We start from the raw sequence: 19,093 nt of genomic DNA on the forward strand, positions 1-19,093 counted from the left end.
GCCCCCCCCCCCCCCGGGCCCCCCCCGCCGCGAGGGGAGACCAACGTGACACCGACGGCCGCAGCCAGCGCCGCCATCCGCACCGACGAGCCCACCACCGACCCCGCCGCGGCCGGCGCCGCGGACGCCGAAGCCCAGGCACCCGCCCCCACGGGACTGCCCGGCAACGGCGACGACGACCCCGACGAACGCACCGCGGCGGACCCCGCCGCTCCCGGCCGATCCCAATCGGCCACATCTCCCACAGGCGCCCGCTTCACGAGGCCCGGGGGGATGTTCTCCTCCCTTCGCGTTCGCAACTACCGCTACTACTTCGCCGGCCAGGTGGTGTCCAACACCGGCACCTGGATGCAGCGCATCGCCCAGGACTGGCTGGTCCTGAGCCTCACCGGCAGCCCGCTCGCGGTCGGCATCACCACCGCCATGCAGTTCCTGCCGATGCTGCTGCTCGGCCTGTTCGGCGGCGTGCTCGCCGACCGGATGCCCAAGCGCCGGCTGCTGATCTACACCCAGGGCGCGATGGGCCTGCTGGCCGCCGGCCTCGCGGTGCTGACCGTCGGCGGCGTGGTGACGCCGTACTACGTGTACGCCTTCGCGCTGCTGCTCGGCCTGGTCACCGTGGTGGACAACCCGACCCGGCAGGCCTTCGTCTCCGAGATGGTCGGCCCGAAGGACCTCGCCAACGCCGTCAGCCTGAACGCCGCCAACTTCCAGACCGCCCGGCTGGTCGGCCCCGCCGTCGCGGGCCTGCTGATCGCCGCGGTCGGCAGCGGCTGGGCGTTCGCCGTCAACGCGCTGTCCTTCGCCGCCGTGATCGGCGGGCTGCTCGCGATGCGGGAGTCCGAACTGCGCCCGACCGCGCCGATCGCCCGCGAGAAGGGGCAGTTGCGCGAGGGCCTGCGGTACGTCAGGGAGCGGCCCGAGCTGCTCTGGCCGATGGTGCTGGCCGGGTTCATCGGCACCTTCGGCTTCAACTTCCCGACGCTGCTCTCCGGGTTCGCGTACGACACCTTCAAGGTGGGCGCGGGCCAGTACGGCCTGCTGAACACCGCGATGGCGATCGGCTCGCTGGCCGGTGCGCTGCTCGCCGCCCGCCGGGGCGTGCCGCGACTGCGCCGGCTGGTCGGCGCGGCGCTGGCCTTCGGAGCGCTGGAGGTGGTCGCCGCGTTCGCGCCCGACTACTGGACCTTCGCGCTGCTGCTGATGCTCATCGGGGTGTTCGGGCTGAGCTTCAACACCTCGGTCAACTCCATGCTGCAGTTGTCCACCGACCCCGAGATGCGCGGCCGGATGATGGGCCTGCTGGTGCTGGTCTTCACCGGCGGCACGCCGATCGGCGCCCCGATCGTCGGCTGGGTGACCGCCTCGTACGGGCCCCGGCTCGGCCTGCTGGCCTGCGGACTGGTGTCCGCGGCGGCGGCCGGTACGGTCGGCCTGGTGCTGGCTCGCAGCGCGGACCTGCGGGTGCGGTTCGACCTGCACCCGGGCCGCGGCGGCCGGGTGGTGGCCTTCGTGCCGCGGACCGGTGCGGCGAGCAAGTCGGAGCTGGTGGCGGCCTGCTGATGCTCCGTCAGGCCCCCGGGGTGCCCCGGGGGCCCGGACGGTTCAGGGACGGACGGTTCAGAGCCGGATCTCCAGCACCTGGCCGGGCCAGAGGCCGTGCGGCTGCTCGACCTCGAACGCCACGGTCTCGGTGAAGCCGAGCGCCCGGTAGCGCCCGACCAGCTTGCGGTCGGCGCCGCCGTAGCAGTCCACCCGGAGCAGGCCGATGCCGCGCCGACGGGCCTCCTCGATCGCGTCGGCGATCAGCGCGGCGCCGATGCCGGAGCCCTTGCGGGTGCGGTCGGTGACCAGGTTGCGGACGTACAGCTCGCGCTCCTCCACGGCGGGGATCCACCGGCCGCGGTCCTCGGAGACCACGCAGCAGCCGACCGTACGGCCGTCCTCGTCCACGGCGAGGCGGATCAGGAACGGCTCCTCGGCGTACGAGGAGACCTGGTCGATCCGGGCCTGGTTGGTGCTGAACGGCTGGTCGCCCCACTGGCCGGTACGGCCCTGGGCGGCCAGCCAGGAGACGGCGCCGTCGAGCAGGGACAGGATGTCGGGGACGTCCGCGGACCCCCCGTTGCGGATCTTCATGGAAGACCGTTCTACCCCAGACGGCCGGGCGCGGGAAGATTGGTCCATGAGGTTGTTCGTGGCGGTGCTGCCGCCGACCGGGGCGCTGCAGGGGCTCTCCGACGCGGTCGCTCCGCTGCGGGAGCTGCCCGGGGCGGAGCGGCTGCGCTGGACCGGCGCCGAGGGCCGGCACCTGACCCTGGCCTTCCTGGGCGAGGTGGCCGCCGAACGGCTGCCGGAGCTGGAGGCGGGCCTGGCCGCCGTCGCCGAGGTCAACCCCGTGCACCGGCTGCGGATCGCGGGCGCGGGGCGGTTCGGCGACCGGGTGCTCTGGGCCGGGGTCGAGGGCCAGGCCTGGGCGCTGCGCCGGCTGGCCGAGGCCGTCACGGAGGCCACCGCCGAGGTCACCGGGGCGACCGACGACTTCGTCTTCCACCCGCACCTCACCCTCGCCCGGGCGGGCTCCTCGCGCGGCCACCGGCGGGCCGTGCAGCGGGTCGCGGCGGCCGAGCTGGACGGCCTGGTGGCGGCGCTGGCCGACTACCGGGGGCCGGAGTGGGAGGCCGCCGAGCTGCACCTGGTGCGCAGCGACCCGGGCGGCGGCTCCGCGCACTACGTGACGCTGCGCTCCTGGGCGCTGGCCGACTGGGGCTGAGGGCTGAGGGCTGAGGGTCGGCGGGCCGTGGGGGCGGTGGGGCAGGGCCCCGGCGGAGTCCGGGGTGGGCCGGAGGTACGCTCGTTGACCGTGGATCCCAAGACTCGTATGCGCATCGTCTCCGGCACCCTCGTGCTGATGCTGGTCGTCGTGCTGATCAGCTCGCTGGTCGGCCGCTGAGGCCTGCCTGAGGCCCGTCCGAGGGCTGCCTGAGGCCTGCCCGGGGCCCGTCCGGGCACAGCGGCGCCCCGGGCGCCCGGGACCGGCGAGAGGGCCACCGCCCGTCGGCGGTGGCCCTCGGCCGTGTCCTCGCGGGACCGGTTCAGACCTGAGCGAGCTGCTCGACCACGTAGTCGATGCAGTGGGTGAGCGCCTCGACGTCCGCCGGGTCGATCGCCGGGAACATCGCGATGCGCAGCTGGTTGCGGCCCAGCTTGCGGTACGGCTCGGTGTCCACGATGCCGTTGGCACGCAGTGCCTTGGCGACCGCGGCGGCGTCCACCGACTCGTCGAAGTCGATGGTGCCGACCACCTGGGAGCGCTCGGCCGGGTTCGCCACGAAGGGGGTGGCGAAGGGGGACTTCTCAGCCCAGGAGTACAGCCGGGACGAGGAGTCGGCGGTGCGGGCGACCGCCCAGTCCAGCCCGCCGTTGCCGTTCAACCACTCCAGCTGGTCGGCCAGCAGGAAGAGGGTGGAGAGCGACGGGGTGTTGTACGTCTGGTCCTTCGACGAGTTGTCGATGGCCGTCGGCAGCGAGAAGAACGGCGGGATGTAGCGGCCGGAGGCGGCGATCTCGGCGGCGCGCTCCAGGGCGGCCGGGGAGAAGGTGGCCAGCCACAGGCCGCCCTCGGAGGCGAAGGACTTCTGCGGGGCGAAGTAGTAGACGTCCGTCTCGGTGATGTCCACCGGCAGGCCGCCGGCGCCCGAGGTGGCGTCCACCAGGACCAGCGAGCCCTCGTCCGCGCCGGCCGGGCGCCTGATCGGCATCGCGACGCCGGTCGAGGTCTCGTTGTGGGTGAGCCCGTAGACGTCCACGCCGGCCTCGGCGACCGGCAGCGGGTGGGTGCCCGGGGCGGTCTTGATCACGGTCGGCTCGCCGAGCCACGGCGCGGCCTTGACCGAGGAGGCGAACTTCGAGGAGAACTCGCCGAAGTCCAGGTGCTGGGACTTCTCCCGCACCAGGCCGAAGGCGGCGATGTCCCAGAAGGCGGTGGAGCCGCCGTTGCCGAGGACGACCTGGTAGCCGTCCGGCAGCGAGAACAGGCTGCTCACGCCCTCGCGCACGCGCTTGACCACGTTCTTGACCGGGGCCTGGCGGTGCGAGGTGCCGAGCAGGGAGGTCTGGGTGGCGGCGAGGGCACTCAGGGCCTCGGGGCGCACCTTGGACGGTCCGCAGCCGAAACGGCCGTCTGCGGGCTTGATGTCAGCGGGGATCTGGATCTGAGCCACGCGCGCAGCCTACCGGCCGGGGGCCCGGCGGGGTACGGCCGTCCGCCCGCTGAGACTGTGGTCACGGCTGCTCGGGGGGCCGCCCGGGAGTGTGCGGCAGCGGGCCCGACCGGAGCCGGACCCGCTGCTCAGGGGCACTGACCGGACGCTCGTCCGGTAGCCGCCGACCGGAGGTCAGCGGGCGATGGCGTCCCAGCCCTCGATCTCCTCGGGGCGGCGCGGGCCGGGGCCGATGTAGCGCGCGGAGGGGCGCACGAGCCGGCCCGTGCGCTTCTGCTCCAGGATGTGCGCCGACCAGCCGGCCGTCCGGGCGCAGGTGAACATCGAGGTGAACATGTGCGCCGGGACCTCGGCGAAGTCCAGCATGATGGCGGCCCAGAACTCGACGTTGGTGGCCAGCACGCGGTCGGGGCGGCGGTTGTGCAGCTCCTCCAGCGCGGCCTTCTCCAGCGCCTCGGCGACCTCGAAGCGCGGCGCGCCGAGCTCCTTGGCGGTGCGGCGCAGCACCCGGGCGCGCGGGTCCTCGGCGCGGTAGACGCGGTGGCCGAAGCCCATCAGGCGCTCGCCCTTGTCCAGGGCGTTCTTGACCCAGGCGGTGGCGTCGCCGGTGCGCTCGATCTCCTCGATCATGCCGAGCACGCGGGACGGCGCGCCGCCGTGCAGCGGGCCGGACATCGCGCCGACCGCGCCGGAGAGCGCGGCCGCGACGTCGGCGCCGGTGGAGGCGATGACCCGGGCGGTGAAGGTGGAGGCGTTCATGCCGTGCTCGGCGGCCGAGGTCCAGTAGGCGTCGACGGCCTTGACGTGCTTCGGGTCCGGCTCGCCGCGCCAGCGGATCATGAACCGCTCGACGACCGTCTCGGCCTTGTCGATCTCGCTCTGCGGGACCATCGGCAGGCCCTGGCCGCGGGCCGACTGGGCGACGTAGGAGAGCGCCATCACGGCGGCCCGGGCGAGGTCGTCGCGGGCCTGCTCGGCGTCGATGTCCAGCAGCGGCTTGAGGCCCCAGACCGGGGCGAGCATGGCGAGCGCCGACTGCACGTCGACCCGGATGTCGCCGGAGTGCACCGGGATCGGGAACGGCTCCGCGGCCGGCAGGCCGGGGTTGAACTTGCCGTCCACCAGCAGGCCCCAGACGTGGCCGAAGGAGACGCTGCCCACCAGGTCGTCGATGTCGACACCGCGGTACCGCAGGGCGCCGCCCTCACGATCGGGTTCGGCGATCTCGCTCTCGAACGCGACGACTCCCTCAAGCCCGGGTACGAAATCGGACATGCGACGGCTCCCTCAGTTCTGTGATCGGCGCTCCGCCGTGGTGGGGCGGCGCGCCAGTGACCGAATGGTGTTTGGCACTCGGTGCCAGGGTGACAGGCACGGGGTGCATTGCGCCATACACCACGATGGTGATGTTTCCCGTCGACCCGCTTGACTTTCCCTGTCGGAGGAGCCGAACGGGCCCGTGGCGGCCCGCGGAACCCCTGGATTCCCCGGAGCCGAACGTCCGGTTCCGGACAATTCCCCGCAGGGCGGGCGGCCAAGCGGTGGGGGTCACCTGATCTCCCACCGGGGTTTGTCCGGAGGTAGCGGTGCCCGCTGCTTGTCGTACGGGATGATGTTGGCGTGCAGACCCCGGATCGCGCCCAGTCGACGCCCCCGAGCCCCGCCAACCGGACCCTGGCCGACGAGGCCCGCCCCGGCCCGGACCTCACCGTGATGCGCAAGCACTACAGCCACGAGGGCCTGGTCGAGGAGCAGCTCGCGCCCGAGCCGATCGGCCAGTTCACCCGCTGGTTCCACGACGCCGACGACGCCGGGGTGGTGGAGCCCAACGCGATGGTGCTCTCCACCGCCGACGCCGAGGGGCGGCCCAGCTCCCGCACCGTCCTGCTCAAGGGCTACGACCTGCGCGGCTTCGTGTTCTTCACCAACTACGGCTCCCGCAAGGGCTCCGAGCTGGCCGCCAACCCGTACGCGGGGCTGCTGTTCCCGTGGATCGCGCTGGCCCGGCAGGTGATCGTCCAGGGCCGGGTGGAGAAGGTCGGCCGGGACGAGACCGCCGCCTACTTCCGCACCCGCCCGCACGGCTCCCAGCTGGGCGCCTGGGCCAGCGAGCAGTCCAGCCCGGTCGGTGGTCGGGAGGTCCTCGAACAGCGGTACGCCGAGCTGGAGCGCCGCTACCCGGAGGGCGAGGGCGTGCCCGTCCCGCCGTTCTGGGGCGGGTACCGGGTGGTCCCGCGGAGCGTCGAGTTCTGGCAGGGTCGGGAGAACCGGCTGCACGACCGGCTCCGCTACGTCGCCGACCCGTCCAGCCCGACGGGGTGGCGGGTGGAGCGGCTCTGCCCGTGATCCGTTCGGCCCACAGGCTCCGCGCGGCGCCCGCGCGGAGCTGATGGACCGTCACTCCCCGGGTGTAGGATGCCCGTCGCGGACCTGGGTCGATGCACTTGCGGCCGGCAGCCCGCTGTGCCGACACGATCGAGTGAGGGACTGATGGGCGTCACCGGTGCGGAAACCGCCGCTGGACTCGGCTCTGACCTGGTCGACGTCGCCGCCCTGCCGCTCGACGAACTCGACGCCCTGCCCGACACCGTCCTGGGCGACCTGCTGCGCCGGGTGGTCGCGGACGCCCTGACCCCCGGCGCGGAGCCGCTCGCCGCCTTCCAGTCGGCGCTCGACCGGTAGCGCACCGCGCGCCACGCACCGCGCGCTGTCCCCGCACGCCCGCGCCCCTGTCCGGCGTCCGCGCCCCTCGCCCGGCGTGTCGGGCCCGACGGGCGCCCGCGCCCCCGTCGGCGCGCCCCCGAGCGCCGGAGCGCCCCCGGCCGGGGGAGTGCGCCTGGCCACCGGCTAAACCCCGGCGGGCAGCCGAATCCCCCAACTCCCCTGCACGGGCGGTGGAGTTCGCGACATGCTGGGGTATGAAACCAGCGCCGTCGCGGACCGTCGGGCACGGGGGGAACAGGTGATGGAGCACGAACAGCACCGGCCGTACTTCTTCTTCAGCTACGCGCGCCGGGACTACGAGGCCGAGGACGCCTTCGTCAACCAGTTCTTCAACGACCTGCGGGACGAGCTCGGCCGGCTGGTCGGCACGGGCGTGCGCGTCGAGGAGCTGGCCTACCGGGACACCGAGCGGCTGCGGCTGGGCGACGACTGGGCCGAGAAGCTGGCCACGATGCTCGGCCGCAGCCGGACCATGGTCGCGCTCTACTCGCCGGCCTACTTCGCCAGCCTCTACTGCGGCAAGGAGTGGACCGCCTTCCGCGGCCGGGTCCGGCGCCACCACGAGGACACCGGGGAGCTCATCTCGGCGCTCGTCCCGGTGCTCTGGGAGCCCGTCGAGCCGGGCGGCCTGGCCGACGAGGTGAACAAGATCCAGTGGGCCCAGCCGGACATGGGCGAGGCCTACGCCCGGTACGGCCTGCGGGCCCTGCTGCGCACCGCGCAGGGCGGGGCGTACGAGCAGGTGGTCCGGGTGGTCGCGGAGCGGGTCCGGGACGCGGCCGCGCGTCGGCTCGGCGAGCTGCCCGAGTTCGACCTCGGCGCCGTGCGCGGCTACTTCCCGCCCCCGGCGGCACCGCCGGTGGCCTCCGCCCCCGGGATGGTGCGGCTGTTCATCGCGGCCGGGCGCGCCCCCGAGGCCGTCGGCGGCGGCTCCCGCGCGGGCGGCTGGTACGGCACCAAGCCGTGGCACTGGGCGCCGTACCACCCGCCCGTCCAGCCGTCCCTGGCCGCCCGCGCCCAGCAGGTGATCACCGGCGCCGGGCACACCACCACGCTGGAGGAGGTCGACACCGCCCTCGCCGAGAAGCTCGACCAGGCCCGCGAGGACAGCCAGGTGAGCATCCTGCTGGTGGACCCGTGGGTGGCCGGCGGCGAGCGCTACCGCTCCGCGCTGCGCGCGTACGACGAGCAGAACCACCCGGTCACCGGGGTGATGGTGCCCGCCGGCAGCGACGACCCGGCCGACGGGCCGGAGCGCGACGCGCTCTGGGCGGGCGTGCGCGACGTGTTCCGGCGCAACTGGCTGCGCCGGAGCGACCTGGAGCACTTGTTCCGGGTCAAAGTGAGCCGGGAGAGCTTCGACAGCGATCTCACCATCATGGTGACGGTCGCTCAGAACAAGCTCATGGACGACAACCTGGATTGGGGGGACGATGGCGGCGGCGCCTTCGGCTTCGGTCCGGGCGGCGGCCCGGACACCGGCCCGGCGTTGCCCGGGCTGGCCATCCCGGCCGGCCCGCCGGGGCCCCGCCAGGGGCCCGCACGCACCGACCGGGGCCTCCCGGGTTCCACGGACCTGCCGCACCAGAGCCGGGGCAAGGACACCGCCGCCCCGCTGAGGGGGGAGAAGCACGATGACCACTGAGTCCGGCGCGGAGCCGGAGCGCGGCGGACCGGGATCGGTCGTCACGTTCTACTCCTTCAAGGGCGGTACCGGCCGCACCATGGCGCTCGCCAACGTCGGCTGGATCCTCGCCAGCCGCGGCCTGCGCGTCCTGGTCGTCGACTGGGACCTGGAGGCGCCAGGCCTCCACCGGTACTACCACCCGCTGCTGGTCGATCCGGAACTGCACTCCACCGACGGCCTGATCGACCTGCTGCGCTCCTACGTCAAGCAGGCGCTGCCCTCCGCCACCGGGCCGGTCGGGCAGTCCCCGGCCGCCTGGCTGGACGAGCCCGGGCGCCTGGACGGCTACGTCTGCGGCCTCGCCCTCGACCTGCCGCCCGGCGGCCGGCTCGACTTCCTGCCCGCCGGCCGGCAGAACGCCGCCTACGGCGCGGCCGTCACCAGCTTCAACTGGCGCAGCTTCTACTACGGCCGGGACATCCGCGGCGGCGAGTTCCTGCGCGAGCTGCGCGAACGCTGGGCCCGCGGCTACGACTACGTGCTCATCGACAGCCGCACCGGCGTCAGCGACACCTCCGGCATCTGCACCGTCCTGATGCCCGACACCGTGGTGGACTGCTTCACCTTCAGTGCCCAGAACATCCGCGGCGGCGTCGACGCCGCCCGCGCCATCGCCGAGGCCGAGGAGCGGGCGATCCGGGTCCTGCCGGTGCCGATGCGGGTCGAGGACGCCGAGCAGGAGCGCCTGGAGGCCGGCCGCGACTACGCCCGCGAGGCCTTCGCCCCCTACCTCGGCCGCTGGTTGGCCGGCGACCGCCGGGCCGGCTACTGGGCCGACGTCGAGGTGCCGTACAAGCCCTTCTACGCCTACGAGGAGGTGCCCGCCACCGTCGCCGACCGGCCGCAGGAGGCCCGCAGCCTGCTCAACGCCTTCGAACGGCTGGCCGGTTGGATCACCGAAGGCCGGGTCCGCACCCTGCGCCCGCTCACCGCCGAGGCCCGCCGCCGGCTGTACGGCGCCTACCTGCGCTCCGCCCGCGCGGTGCCGCGCCAGGTGTTCGTCAGCTACGCGCCCGAGGACCGGATGTGGGCCGAGTGGGCCGCCGGGACGCTCACCCGCTTCGGCTACCAGACCTCCCTGCACAGCGCCGCCGAACCGTACTCCGGCTCCCGGCCGCCCGAGGTCGCCGGGCCGGTCGACGGCCAGGGCCGGCTGCTCGCGCTGCTCTCGCCCGAGTACACCGCGCTGCCCCGGGCCGCCGAGGCCTGGCAGCTCCTCCAGGGGCGCGAACTGGCCTCCGGCTCACCGGCGTTGGTCGCCTTCCGGCTCCAGGACTCGGACGAACCGGTGCCCCGCCCGTTCGCCGGGCAGCCCGCGCCCGACCTGGTCCGCTCCTCCGCGGTCGGCGCCGAGTCCCAGCTCTACGCCGAACTCGGCCCGCCGCCCGGCAGCAGCCGTCAATCCGACACCGACAGCGGGGAGTTCGCCGCCCCGGCGCGGTTCCCCGGCACCGCCCCGCAGGTCCAGGACGCGCCCTCGCGCAACGCCGCCTTCATCGGCCGCGGCAAGCTCCTGGAACTGCTCCGCAACCGCTTCACCGGCGGGCCCGCCGCCGTGCTCAGCCAGGTGCTCTACGGCTTCGGCGGCGCCGGCAAGTCCCAGATCGCCGCCGAGTACGCGCACCGCTTCAAGGCCGCCTACGACGTGGTCTGGTGGGTGCCCGCCGAGGAGCCCGCCAACATCCCGCAGAAGCTCGCCGAACTCGCGCCCCGGCTCGGCGTGCCCACCAGCGACGACGTCGCCCACACCGCCGCCACCGTGCTCGACGCGCTGCGCCGCGGCCAGCCGTACCGCCGCTGGCTGCTCGTCTTCGACAACGCCGGGACCCCCGAGGAGCTCGCCCCCTGGCAGCCGGCCGGCTCCTCCGGCGGGCACGTGCTGATCACCTCCCGCAACCAGGGCTGGGCTCGGCACGCCGGCCTGGTCGAGGTCGACGTCTTCCTCCGCGAGGAGAGCGTCCGGCTGCTGCGCCGCTTCAACGGCGGCCTCTCCTCGGAGGACGCCGACCAGGTCGCGCACCGGCTCGGCGACCTCCCGCTCGCCGTCGGCCAGGCCGCCGTCTGGCTCCAGGAGACGTCGATGCCGATCGCCACCTACCTCGAACTGCTCGACGAAGAGCTCACCGAGATGCTGGAGCGCACCCGGCTGCGCGCCGCCGACTACCCGCACTCGGCCGCGGCGACCTGGCGCATCTCGGTCGAGGAGCTGCGCCGGATGAACGCCCCGGCCGCCCAGATCCTGGAGATCTGCGCCTTCTTCGGCCCGGACGCCATCCCGATGCGGCTGCTCTACAGCCGGGCCGTCACCCGAGCCCTGCGGCTGCCCCCGCGCGCGCCCCGCGACAAGCTCGCGATCGGCGAGTTCCTGCGCGCCATCAACCGGTTCGGGCTCGCCCGCACCGACCAGGGCAGCGAGACCATCACCGTGCACCGGCTCGTCCAGGCGGTGCTGCGGGACCAGGTCGAGGAGGACCGGCGGGCCGAACTGCGCGGCGTCGTCCACGCCGCGCTCGCCACCGCCAACCCCGGCGACCCGGACGTGCCCGCGAACTGGGCCGAGTACGCCGAACTCCTGCCCCACCTCTGGCCGTCCGGGGCGCTCGACAGCGCCGACGAGGACGTCCGGCAGTGGATCATCGACTCGGTCCGCTACCAGTGGAAGCGCAGCCTGCACGAGTCCGGCCGGGAACTGGCCGAGCGGACCCTGGAGCACTGGCGCCAGGACGGCTACGGCGGGCCCGGCTTCGACGTCGACAACGACGCCCAGACGCTCATGCTGCGCACCCAGCTGAGCAACATCCGCCGCTCCCAGGGCGCCCTCCAGGAGGCGTACGAGATGGACCGGGACATCCTGGAGCGCTTCACCGCGACCCTGGGCCCGGAGCACTCCCACACCCTCGCCGTCGCCAACAGCCTCGGCGCCGACCTGCGCTTCCTCGGCCGCTACGACGAGGCCCGGGCGCTCGACCGCCGCACCCTGGACGCCGCCCGGCGCACCCTCGGCCCGGACCACCCGCGCACCCTGATGATCACCAACAACCTCGCCGTCTCCGACTACCTGGCCGGCGACCGCCGGGCCGCCCTGGAACGGCACCGCAGCAACTACCTCCAGCAGCGCGACGCGCTCGGCGCGCACAGCCTCTACGCGCTCTCCTCCGCCTCCAACTACGCCCGCGACCTGCGCGAGACCGGGCGGCTGCGGGAGGCCCTGGACCTGCTGGAGGAGACCGTCCGGATCTACCAGCAGACCATCGGCGACGGCCACACCGACACCCTGCGCGCCCGCAAGAACCTCGCGGTGGCGCTGCGCCGGGCCGGCCGGTACCACGAGGCGCTGGAGATCGACGAGGACATCTACCAGCGCTACCTGGACATCAACGGCGCCGAGCACCCCGACACCCTGGCCGCCGCCACCAACCTGGCCAGCGACCTCAACGCGCTCGGCGACACCGGGCGGGCGATCCCGCTGGCCGAACGGGCGCTGTCGCGGTACCGCGACTACCTGGGCGAGGACCACCCGGTGACCCTGGCCGGCGCCAACAACCTCTCGGTGTACCTGCGGCTGGCGGGGCGCACGACGGAGGCGCGCGAGCTGTCCGGCCGTACGCTGGCGCAGTTCCGCACCGTCCTCGGCGCGCACCACCTCTACATCCCGATCGCGATGATGAACCACGCCAACGACCTGTCGCTGGCCGGGGAGCTCCAGGCCGCGCTCGAACTGGAGCTGGAGGCCGAGCCGTTGATGACCGCCGCCCTCGGCCAGGACCACTACGACGCCATCGGCATCAACTCCAACCTCGCGCTGTCGCTGGCCGCCCTCGGGTACGCCGAGCGGGCCGCGGAGCTGCGGGCGGACTGCATCCGCCGGGCCCGGATCACCCTGGGGGAGGAGCACCCGACGACGATCGCGGTGCGGGCCGGGACGCGGCTGGACTCCGACGTGGAGCCGCCGCACGTGTGACGGACCGTCAGCCGCCGTGGTCCCCGCGCCGGGGCCGGTGGCCTAGGCTCACGGGCATGGTGCCGTTCCGGCAGTTCCTGCTGAAGATCCACAGTCGGTGCAACCTGGCCTGCGACTACTGCTACGTGTACGAGGGCGCGGACCAGAGCTGGCGCGGGCGGCCGCGGCGGATGGAACTCGCGACCGTCCGCCGCACCGCCCGGCGGATCGACGAGCACGCGGCCGAGCACGGGCTGGACGAGGTGTCCGTGGTGCTGCACGGCGGCGAGCCGCTGCTCGTCGGCGCGGCCCATCTGGACGCGCTGCTCGGCGAGTTGGCGGCCGTCCGGCCCCGGGTGCGGTTCACCGTGCAGACCAACGGGCTGCGGCTGCTGGACGAACCGGCACTGCTCGACGTGCTGCACCGCCACCGGGTCGCCGTCGGGGTCTCGCTGGACGGCACCCCGGCCGGCCACGACCGGCACCGCCGGCTGCCCTCCGGCGCGGGCAGCTGGGCGCGCACCGCCGAGGCGGTGCGGCTGCTCGGCTCCGGGCGGCACCGGGAGCTGTTCGCCGGCCTGCTGTGCGTCGTCGACCTGGCCTCCGACCCGGTGGCCACCTACGAGGCGCTGCTGGAGTTCGCGCCGCCCCGGCTCGACCTGCTGCTGCCGCACGCGACCTGGCGGGAGCCGCCGCCGGGCGCCCCGCCCCGGACGGTGCCGCACGCGCCGCCGTCGGGCACGGAGCCGGCGCCGTACGGGGAGTGGCTGATCGCCGCCTTCGACCGCTGGTACGGCGCGCCGCGCCGGGAGACCGGGGTGCGGCTGTTCGAGGAGCTGGCGGTGCTGCTGCTCGGCGGGCGGGCGGCCAGCGAGGCGGTCGGGCTGGCGCCCGTCGACCTGGTGGTGGTCGAGACGGACGGGACGATCGAGCAGGCGGACAGCCTCAAGGTGGCCTACGACGGCGCCCCGGGGACCGGCCTGGACGTGTGGCGGCACGGCTTCGTCCGGGCGGGCGCCCACCCGGCCTTCCGGGCCCGCCAGCGCGGCCTCGCGGGACTCGGGCCGGTCTGCGCCGGCTGCCCGCTGGCCCGGGTCTGCGGCGGGGGGCTGTACGCCCACCGGTACGCGGAGGGCGGCTTCGGGCAGCCGTCGGTGTACTGCGCGGACCTGGACCGGCTGATCCGGCACATCGCGGGGCGGCTGCGGGCGGGGGTGGCGGAGTTGGCGGAGTCGCCCGGGCAGGCGGCGCGGGTGGCGGAGTCGGCGGGGGCCGGATCGGAGGGTTCGGGGCGTCGAGGAGTTCCCCGGCTCACCCGTCCGGGTCATGCCCGGCCGCCGTCCGGCTGATCCACCCCGGCACGGGGAGACCGTCGGCGGGCGGGGCGGGTTGGGCGAAGGGCCGGCCGACCGGGCCGGAGGCCGTACGCACGAGGAGGAACGGTGGCGGGGACGGACGAGGTGGTGGCGGCCGGAGTGCCGGGCGCGCGCGGGGCGGACGGGCTGCCCCGGCACGGCGTGGACCGGGCGACGTTCCGGGCGATCGCGGCCGCGCGCGGCGGGCCGGAGGCCGTCCGGCTGCTGCGCGCCGGGCAGTTGAGCAAGCGGGCGCTGCTGCTGCTGGCGCTGCGCCGGGCGGTGCCGGAGCACGACGGCTACCGGGAGGCGTACGCCCGGGTGCGGGCGCTGCAGCGGGACGACCGGGCGCGCTGGGAGGAGGTGCTGCTGCGGCCCGAGTTGGACGCCTGGGCGGCCGACTGCCTGCGCGGCGCGGCGGCGGGAGAGGGCGTTCCACTCGGCGGGCTGGGCGGGTTCCTCCGCCCGGGCCCGGGCCCGGCCCTCGCGCTGGAGTGCGACGGGCTGCGCTGGGCGCCGACGGTCGACCACGCGGGCCCGCGCCGGGTGGACTACGGGCGTCCGCCGGCCGGACCGCTGAACGGCGTGGAACTCGCGCTCTGGGAGCGGCGGTTGGCCGAGGCCTGGGAGATCCTGGTGCGCCGCCACCGCCGTCACGCACGGGCCGTCGCGGCCTGCGTGACCACCGTCGTGCCGCTGCGGCCCGCCCCCGGCGGGGAGGCGGTCAGCGCCGCCGCCCGGCGGGCGTACGGCGCGGTGGCGGCCTCGCTGCCGGACGATCCGGTGCTGCTGGCGCTGGCCCTGGTGCACGAGTTCCTGCACGTCCAACTCGGCGCCCTGCTGGACCTGGTGCCGCTGCACAGCCCGAACGGCCCGGCCGTCTACCACGCCCCCTGGCGGCCCGATCCGCGCCCGGCCGGGGCGCTGCTCCAGGGGGCGTACGCGCACCTGGGGGTGGCGGACTTCTGGCGGGCGGAGGCGGCGGCGGGGGCGGCGGCGGGGGCGGACGCGGCGGCGGGCGACGCCGCACGCGCGCGGGGGGAGTCCGCCCGCTGGCGGACGCACACCCTGAGCGCCGGGGAGACGCTCCTGGGCTGCGGCGAACTGACGGCGGCGGGGCTGGAGTTCACCCGGGAGCTGGTGCGGGCCGTCCGGGGGCTCGATGGGCCGGGGGAATGAATCCGGCTTGTCGGATGCTTGGCCCGGCGGGGTGGTTGTCCGGGGGTTTCCCTGGGCACTCCCGGGGTGTGGCCAGGGGCTGGTCCGCGTGGTTGTTCGGGCACGGGCCGCGGCGACGCGCTTCGGCGCGCGCCACGGCGAAGTGCGCGACCGCTGAACGGGTGAATTCTGGGGGCCCAACGCGCTGTCGTACGACGTCGGCCGCCCGGGGAGCCCAACGTGAGTCCGCAAGGTGCCGCGCGGAGTCTTCGCGGGCACTACATTGGTCGCAACCGGGTGGGCTTACCCACCCTCGGCAGGTCCTAACCGCGCCTAAGGAAACGAATATGACTCCGGTAACCAGCACCAGGCCGGCCGGCAAGCTCACTGACCCTCAGGAGACGCCGGAACGCCCCTCGCTCGCCGACCTCGCCGCGTTCGGCGCGGAAGGGCTCGCCTCCCGGCTCCAGCGCGCGCTCCCCGGCGCGGATTCCGGCCTCGTGCCGGTCGCTGCCTTCAACTCCTCGATCTGACCCGGCCCGGAACCCCCGGCGGAACCCAGGCCGAGCAGACCGAGCCGATCGAAGCGAACCGAACAGTTCCATGACGACGTCGATTCCGCTGCCGTTGACACAGTTCGTGGTCAAGATGCACAGCAGGTGCGATCTGGCCTGCGACCACTGCTACGTCTACGAACACGCGGACAGCAGCTGGCGTTCCCGGCCGAAGGTCATCGCGGACGGGATCCTGGCCAAGGCCGCCGAGCGCATCGGCGAGCACGCGGCCGCCCACCGGCTGCCCGCCGTCCGGGTCGTCCTGCACGGGGGAGAACCCCTGCTCGCCGGCCCGGACCGCTTGCGCCGCGCCGCCGAGGCGCTCCGGGCGGCACTCCCGCCCGGCTGCGCCCTCGACCTGCGCATCCACACCAACGGCGTGCTGCTGAACCGGGAGTTCCGCGAACTGTTCGCGGAGCAGGAGATCAGGGTCGGCATCTCGCTGGACGGGGACCGGGCCGCCAACGACCGCCACCGGCGGTTCGCCGACGGTCGCAGCAGCCACCCGCAGGTGCTGCGGGCGGTCGCGCTGCTGAACGAGCCCGGGTACCGGCACCTGTTCGCCGGGCTGTTGTGCACGATGGACGTCCGGAACGACCCGGCGGCCGTGTACCGGGCACTGGCCGAACTCCGCCCGCCCGCCGTGGACTTCCTGCTCCCGCACGCCACCTGGGACGAGCCGCCCGGGCGCCCCGCCGAGCTGGGCGCCACCCCGTACGCCGACTGGCTGCTGACCGTCCACGGGCTGTGGGAGACGGACGGGCGGCCGTTCGCCGTACGGACCTTCGAGTCCGTGCACCGGACCCTGCGGGGGTTCTCCAGCCTCACCGAGTCGCTCGGACTGGAACCCTCCGACCTGGCCGTCCTGGAGACGGACGGGACCTTCGAGCAGGCCGACAGCCTGAAGACCGCGTACGACGGCGCGCCCGCCACCGGGATGAACGTTTTCGCGCACAGCCTCGACGACCTTGCCCGCCACCCCGGCATCGCCGCCCGCCAGTCCGGCCTGGCCGGACTGAGCGAGGCCTGCCGCGCCTGCTCCGTGGTCCGCTCCTGCGGTGGCGGGCTGTACGCCCACCGCTATCGGAGCGACGATGGAGGAGGCAGCTTCGACCATCCCTCCGTCTACTGCGGTGATCTCATGACGTTCATCAAGGGCATTGCGGGGAGCGGGAGTTCCGGCGACGGCGTACCGGCGCAGCCGGCCGGGGCGCCCGGTGTGCCCGGTGTGCCAGCGCCGGAGGCCGGGCCGCTGCTGCCCGGCGCGCTCGCCCCGTCCCAACTCGACGAGCTCGCGCGCGGATACGGGAGCGCGGAGACCGTCACCGCGCTCGGCCGCTCCCAACTCGCCCTCACCCGGGCGATGCTGGCCGCCGCCTGGGACGCCTCCGGACAGGGGCGGGCCGAGGCGTGGACCCTGCTGGCGGAGCTCGACACGGCGGCCCCCGCCGCCGTGGACACCGTGCTCGCCCACCCGTACGCCCGCGCCTGGGCGGCCCGCCGGCTCGCCGGGGACCTCCCGGTCGGGCTCGGCCCGCTGGCCGCGCTCGCCGCGGCGGCCGCGGTGCGGGCCGGCCGGGGCGACGCGGTGGCCGTGCCCGTACGGGGCGGGTGGCTGCACCTGCCGACGCTCGGCCGGATCGCCGTACCCGACGGCGAGGCCGTGGTCACCGGGCGGGCGGACGGCTTCGCGGTGCGGGCGTCCGACGGCACGGTGCGCACCGAGCTGGACGAACCGCTGCGGCGGGTCCGGCTGGCCGGCGGCTGGACGGTCGCCCTGGAGGACGCCGACCCGCTGCGGGACTGCCACGACCACCCCGTCGCGGACCGCCTCTCCGAGGGCGAACTGCTCGACTGGACGGGCGCGTTGCGTGAGGCCTGGGAACTGCTCGGGCGCGACCTGCCCGGGTACGCGGAGGGCATCCGGGCCGGCCTGACGACGGTCACCCCGTTGCGGCCGGGCCCGACCGGCCGGGACGTCAGCTCGGCGGCCCGACAGGCGTACGGCGCGGTCGGCATCGCCCGGCCGGCCACCGCGCCGACCCTCGCCCTGCTGCTCGCGCACGAGTTCCAGCACGTCAAGCTCGGCGCCGTACTGGACCTCACCGACCTGTACGACCGCGCCGACCCCACCCTGTACTTCGCCCCCTGGCGGCCCGACCCCCGGCCGCTCGAAGGGCTGCTCCAGGGCACGTACGCCCACCTGGCCGTCACCGAGTACTGGGGCACCCGCACCCTCGCGTACGACGGACTGCCGGGCACGGCCGCCGACCGGGCGCGGGAGCAGTTCGCGCTCTGGCGGCGGTACACCGCCGAGGCCGTGGAGCGGCTGGCGACCTCCGGAGCCCTGACCGGGACCGGCTCGCGCTTCGCCGACGGCATGCGTGCCACCGTGGCACCCTGGCTCGACCTGTCGCTGCCCGCCGCCGCCGAGCAGGCGGCCGACCGGGTACGGCGGGAACGGGCCGGGGTCTGACCCTCCACCCGCGCCGCCCCGGGACCTCCCCCGCCCGGGGCCCTCGACCCCGGGGAGACGCCATCCTCACCGAACCCCGCGCCGGCGGCGTCGCCGTCGCCTCCCCCGTCCACCCCCTCGTCCGCGACCTCGCCGACCTCGGGGTCCGTCCCGGCACGGTGCTGCACGTCCAGGCATCGCTGCGCGCCCTCGGACCGGTGCCCGGCGGGGCGGCCGGGGTGGTCGAGGCCCTGCTCGACGCCCTGGGCCCCGACGGCACCCTCGTCGCCTACACCGCCACGCCCGAGAACTCCGCCACCTCCCGCATCCACCAGTCCGCCACCGCCGGTCTCTCCCCGGCGGAGGTGGCCGACTACCAGGCCCGGATGCCCCGCTTCGATCCGGCCACCACCCCGGCGTCGCCCTCCATGGGGGCGCTGTCGGAAACCGTCCGCACGTGGCCGGGCACCCTGCGCAGCCGGCACCCGCAGACCTCCTGGGCGGCCGTGGGCCGACTCGCCCGCGAGGTCACCGCCCAGCACCCGCTCACCTCCCACCTCGGCCCGGAGTCGCCGCTCGGACGGCTCTACGACCTGGACGCCCGGGTGCTGATGCTCGGCGTCCCGATGGACCGCTTCACCGCCTTCCACCTCGCCGACCTGCGCATGCCCGACGTGGCGGTACGGGAGTACCGCTGCGTCGGGGTGGACGGCTGGACCACCTTCCGGGCCCCCGACCTGGACGACCTCCACTTCGGGCGTGTCGGCGCGGAGGTCCTGCGCACCGCCCGCGGTGTCACGGCCGGCCGCATCGGCGACGCCGACTGCCGGCTGGTGCCGGTGCGGGAGGCCGTCGACCTGGCCGAGGCGGTCCTGCGGCGGGGCCGCCCCTGAAACCCGCTCGTTGTTCCGACCCTTGGCAAGTGATCCCGCCGTTTCCCACCCCCCGCCCCCACACCCACCCCTCCGCCCCGCCCCGCCCCCGTCGCCGCTTCGGC

At 74.9% G+C, this 19,093-nt stretch carries 14 protein-coding genes; 11 read left to right on the forward strand and 3 right to left on the reverse strand.

Translation table 11 applies throughout. From position 1 onward, the window contains the following. Positions 1–273: 273 nt before the first annotated feature. The gene (locus ACFU6K_RS07480; RefSeq protein WP_380661462.1) at positions 274–1,563 is read left to right on the forward strand and encodes an MFS transporter; all 1,290 of its coding nucleotides are present in this window, start codon (positions 274–276) and stop codon (positions 1,561–1,563) included. Positions 1,564–1,620: 57 nt separating this feature from the next. Here the strand turns inward: ACFU6K_RS07480 and ACFU6K_RS07485 are convergent, their stop codons facing one another. Continuing rightward, positions 1,621–2,139: a GNAT family N-acetyltransferase gene (locus ACFU6K_RS07485; RefSeq protein ID WP_380661448.1), complete on the reverse strand. Its 519-nt coding sequence runs from the start codon at positions 2,137–2,139 to the stop codon at positions 1,621–1,623. 46 nt (positions 2,140–2,185) lie between these two features. On the opposite strand from ACFU6K_RS07485, the gene thpR reads away from it, so the two are divergent. Beyond that, positions 2,186–2,773 (forward strand): RNA 2',3'-cyclic phosphodiesterase, encoded by a 588-nt coding sequence (thpR, locus tag ACFU6K_RS07490; RefSeq protein ID WP_380661450.1) that lies wholly within the window; start codon positions 2,186–2,188, stop codon positions 2,771–2,773. Positions 2,774–3,095: 322 nt separating this feature from the next. Here thpR and serC read toward each other — a convergent pair whose 3' ends face one another. Continuing rightward, positions 3,096–4,223, reverse strand: a complete 1,128-nt coding sequence (gene serC / locus ACFU6K_RS07495; protein ID WP_380661452.1) for a phosphoserine transaminase — start codon at positions 4,221–4,223, stop codon at positions 3,096–3,098. Between the two features lie 174 nt (positions 4,224–4,397). Beyond that, positions 4,398–5,498 carry a citrate synthase 2 gene (locus ACFU6K_RS07500; protein ID WP_049656080.1) on the reverse strand — a complete coding sequence of 367 codons (1,101 nt, stop codon included), beginning with the start codon at positions 5,496–5,498 and terminating at the stop codon, positions 4,398–4,400. A gap of 438 nt (positions 5,499–5,936) precedes the next feature. On the opposite strand from ACFU6K_RS07500, the gene pdxH reads away from it, so the two are divergent. From pdxH to ACFU6K_RS07545, 9 genes are all read left to right on the forward strand, one after another. Continuing rightward, on the forward strand, positions 5,937–6,569 hold the full coding sequence (gene pdxH / locus ACFU6K_RS07505; protein ID WP_380661463.1) for a pyridoxamine 5'-phosphate oxidase: 633 nt from the start codon (positions 5,937–5,939) through the stop codon (positions 6,567–6,569). Positions 6,570–6,713: 144 nt separating this feature from the next. After that, the gene (gene fxsA / locus ACFU6K_RS07510; RefSeq protein ID WP_049656076.1) at positions 6,714–6,905 is read left to right on the forward strand and encodes an FxSxx-COOH cyclophane-containing RiPP peptide; all 192 of its coding nucleotides are present in this window, start codon (positions 6,714–6,716) and stop codon (positions 6,903–6,905) included. 283 nt (positions 6,906–7,188) lie between these two features. After that, positions 7,189–8,592: a TIR-like protein FxsC gene (locus ACFU6K_RS07515; RefSeq protein WP_380661453.1), complete on the forward strand. Its 1,404-nt coding sequence runs from the start codon at positions 7,189–7,191 to the stop codon at positions 8,590–8,592. Beyond that, complete coding sequence (fxsT, locus tag ACFU6K_RS07520; RefSeq protein WP_380661454.1) at positions 8,582–12,595, forward strand: FxSxx-COOH system tetratricopeptide repeat protein; 4,014 nt, start codon at positions 8,582–8,584, stop codon at positions 12,593–12,595. Before ACFU6K_RS07515 ends, fxsT begins: the two co-directional genes overlap by 11 nt. Before the next feature lie 56 nt (positions 12,596–12,651). Next, entirely contained in the window at positions 12,652–13,923 is a 1,272-nt protein-coding gene (locus tag ACFU6K_RS07525) for an FxsB family cyclophane-forming radical SAM/SPASM peptide maturase (RefSeq protein ID WP_380661455.1), read from the forward strand. A 93-nt stretch (positions 13,924–14,016) separates the two neighbouring features. Then, on the forward strand, positions 14,017–15,108 hold the full coding sequence (locus ACFU6K_RS07530) for an aKG-HExxH-type peptide beta-hydroxylase (protein ID WP_380661458.1): 1,092 nt from the start codon (positions 14,017–14,019) through the stop codon (positions 15,106–15,108). A 326-nt stretch (positions 15,109–15,434) separates the two neighbouring features. Then, the gene (locus ACFU6K_RS07535; RefSeq protein WP_380661459.1) at positions 15,435–15,620 is read left to right on the forward strand and encodes a hypothetical protein; all 186 of its coding nucleotides are present in this window, start codon (positions 15,435–15,437) and stop codon (positions 15,618–15,620) included. Between the two features lie 70 nt (positions 15,621–15,690). After that, entirely contained in the window at positions 15,691–18,117 is a 2,427-nt protein-coding gene (locus ACFU6K_RS07540; protein ID WP_380661460.1) for an FxsB family cyclophane-forming radical SAM/SPASM peptide maturase, read from the forward strand. Positions 18,118–18,275: 158 nt separating this feature from the next. After that, positions 18,276–18,989, forward strand: a complete 714-nt coding sequence (locus tag ACFU6K_RS07545) for an aminoglycoside N(3)-acetyltransferase (RefSeq protein WP_380661461.1) — start codon at positions 18,276–18,278, stop codon at positions 18,987–18,989. Positions 18,990–19,093: the final 104 nt, after the last annotated feature.

The organism is Kitasatospora sp. NPDC057512 (genome assembly GCF_042802135.1).
In the GTDB taxonomy this organism is placed as follows: Bacteria; Actinomycetota; Actinomycetes; order Streptomycetales; family Streptomycetaceae; genus Kitasatospora.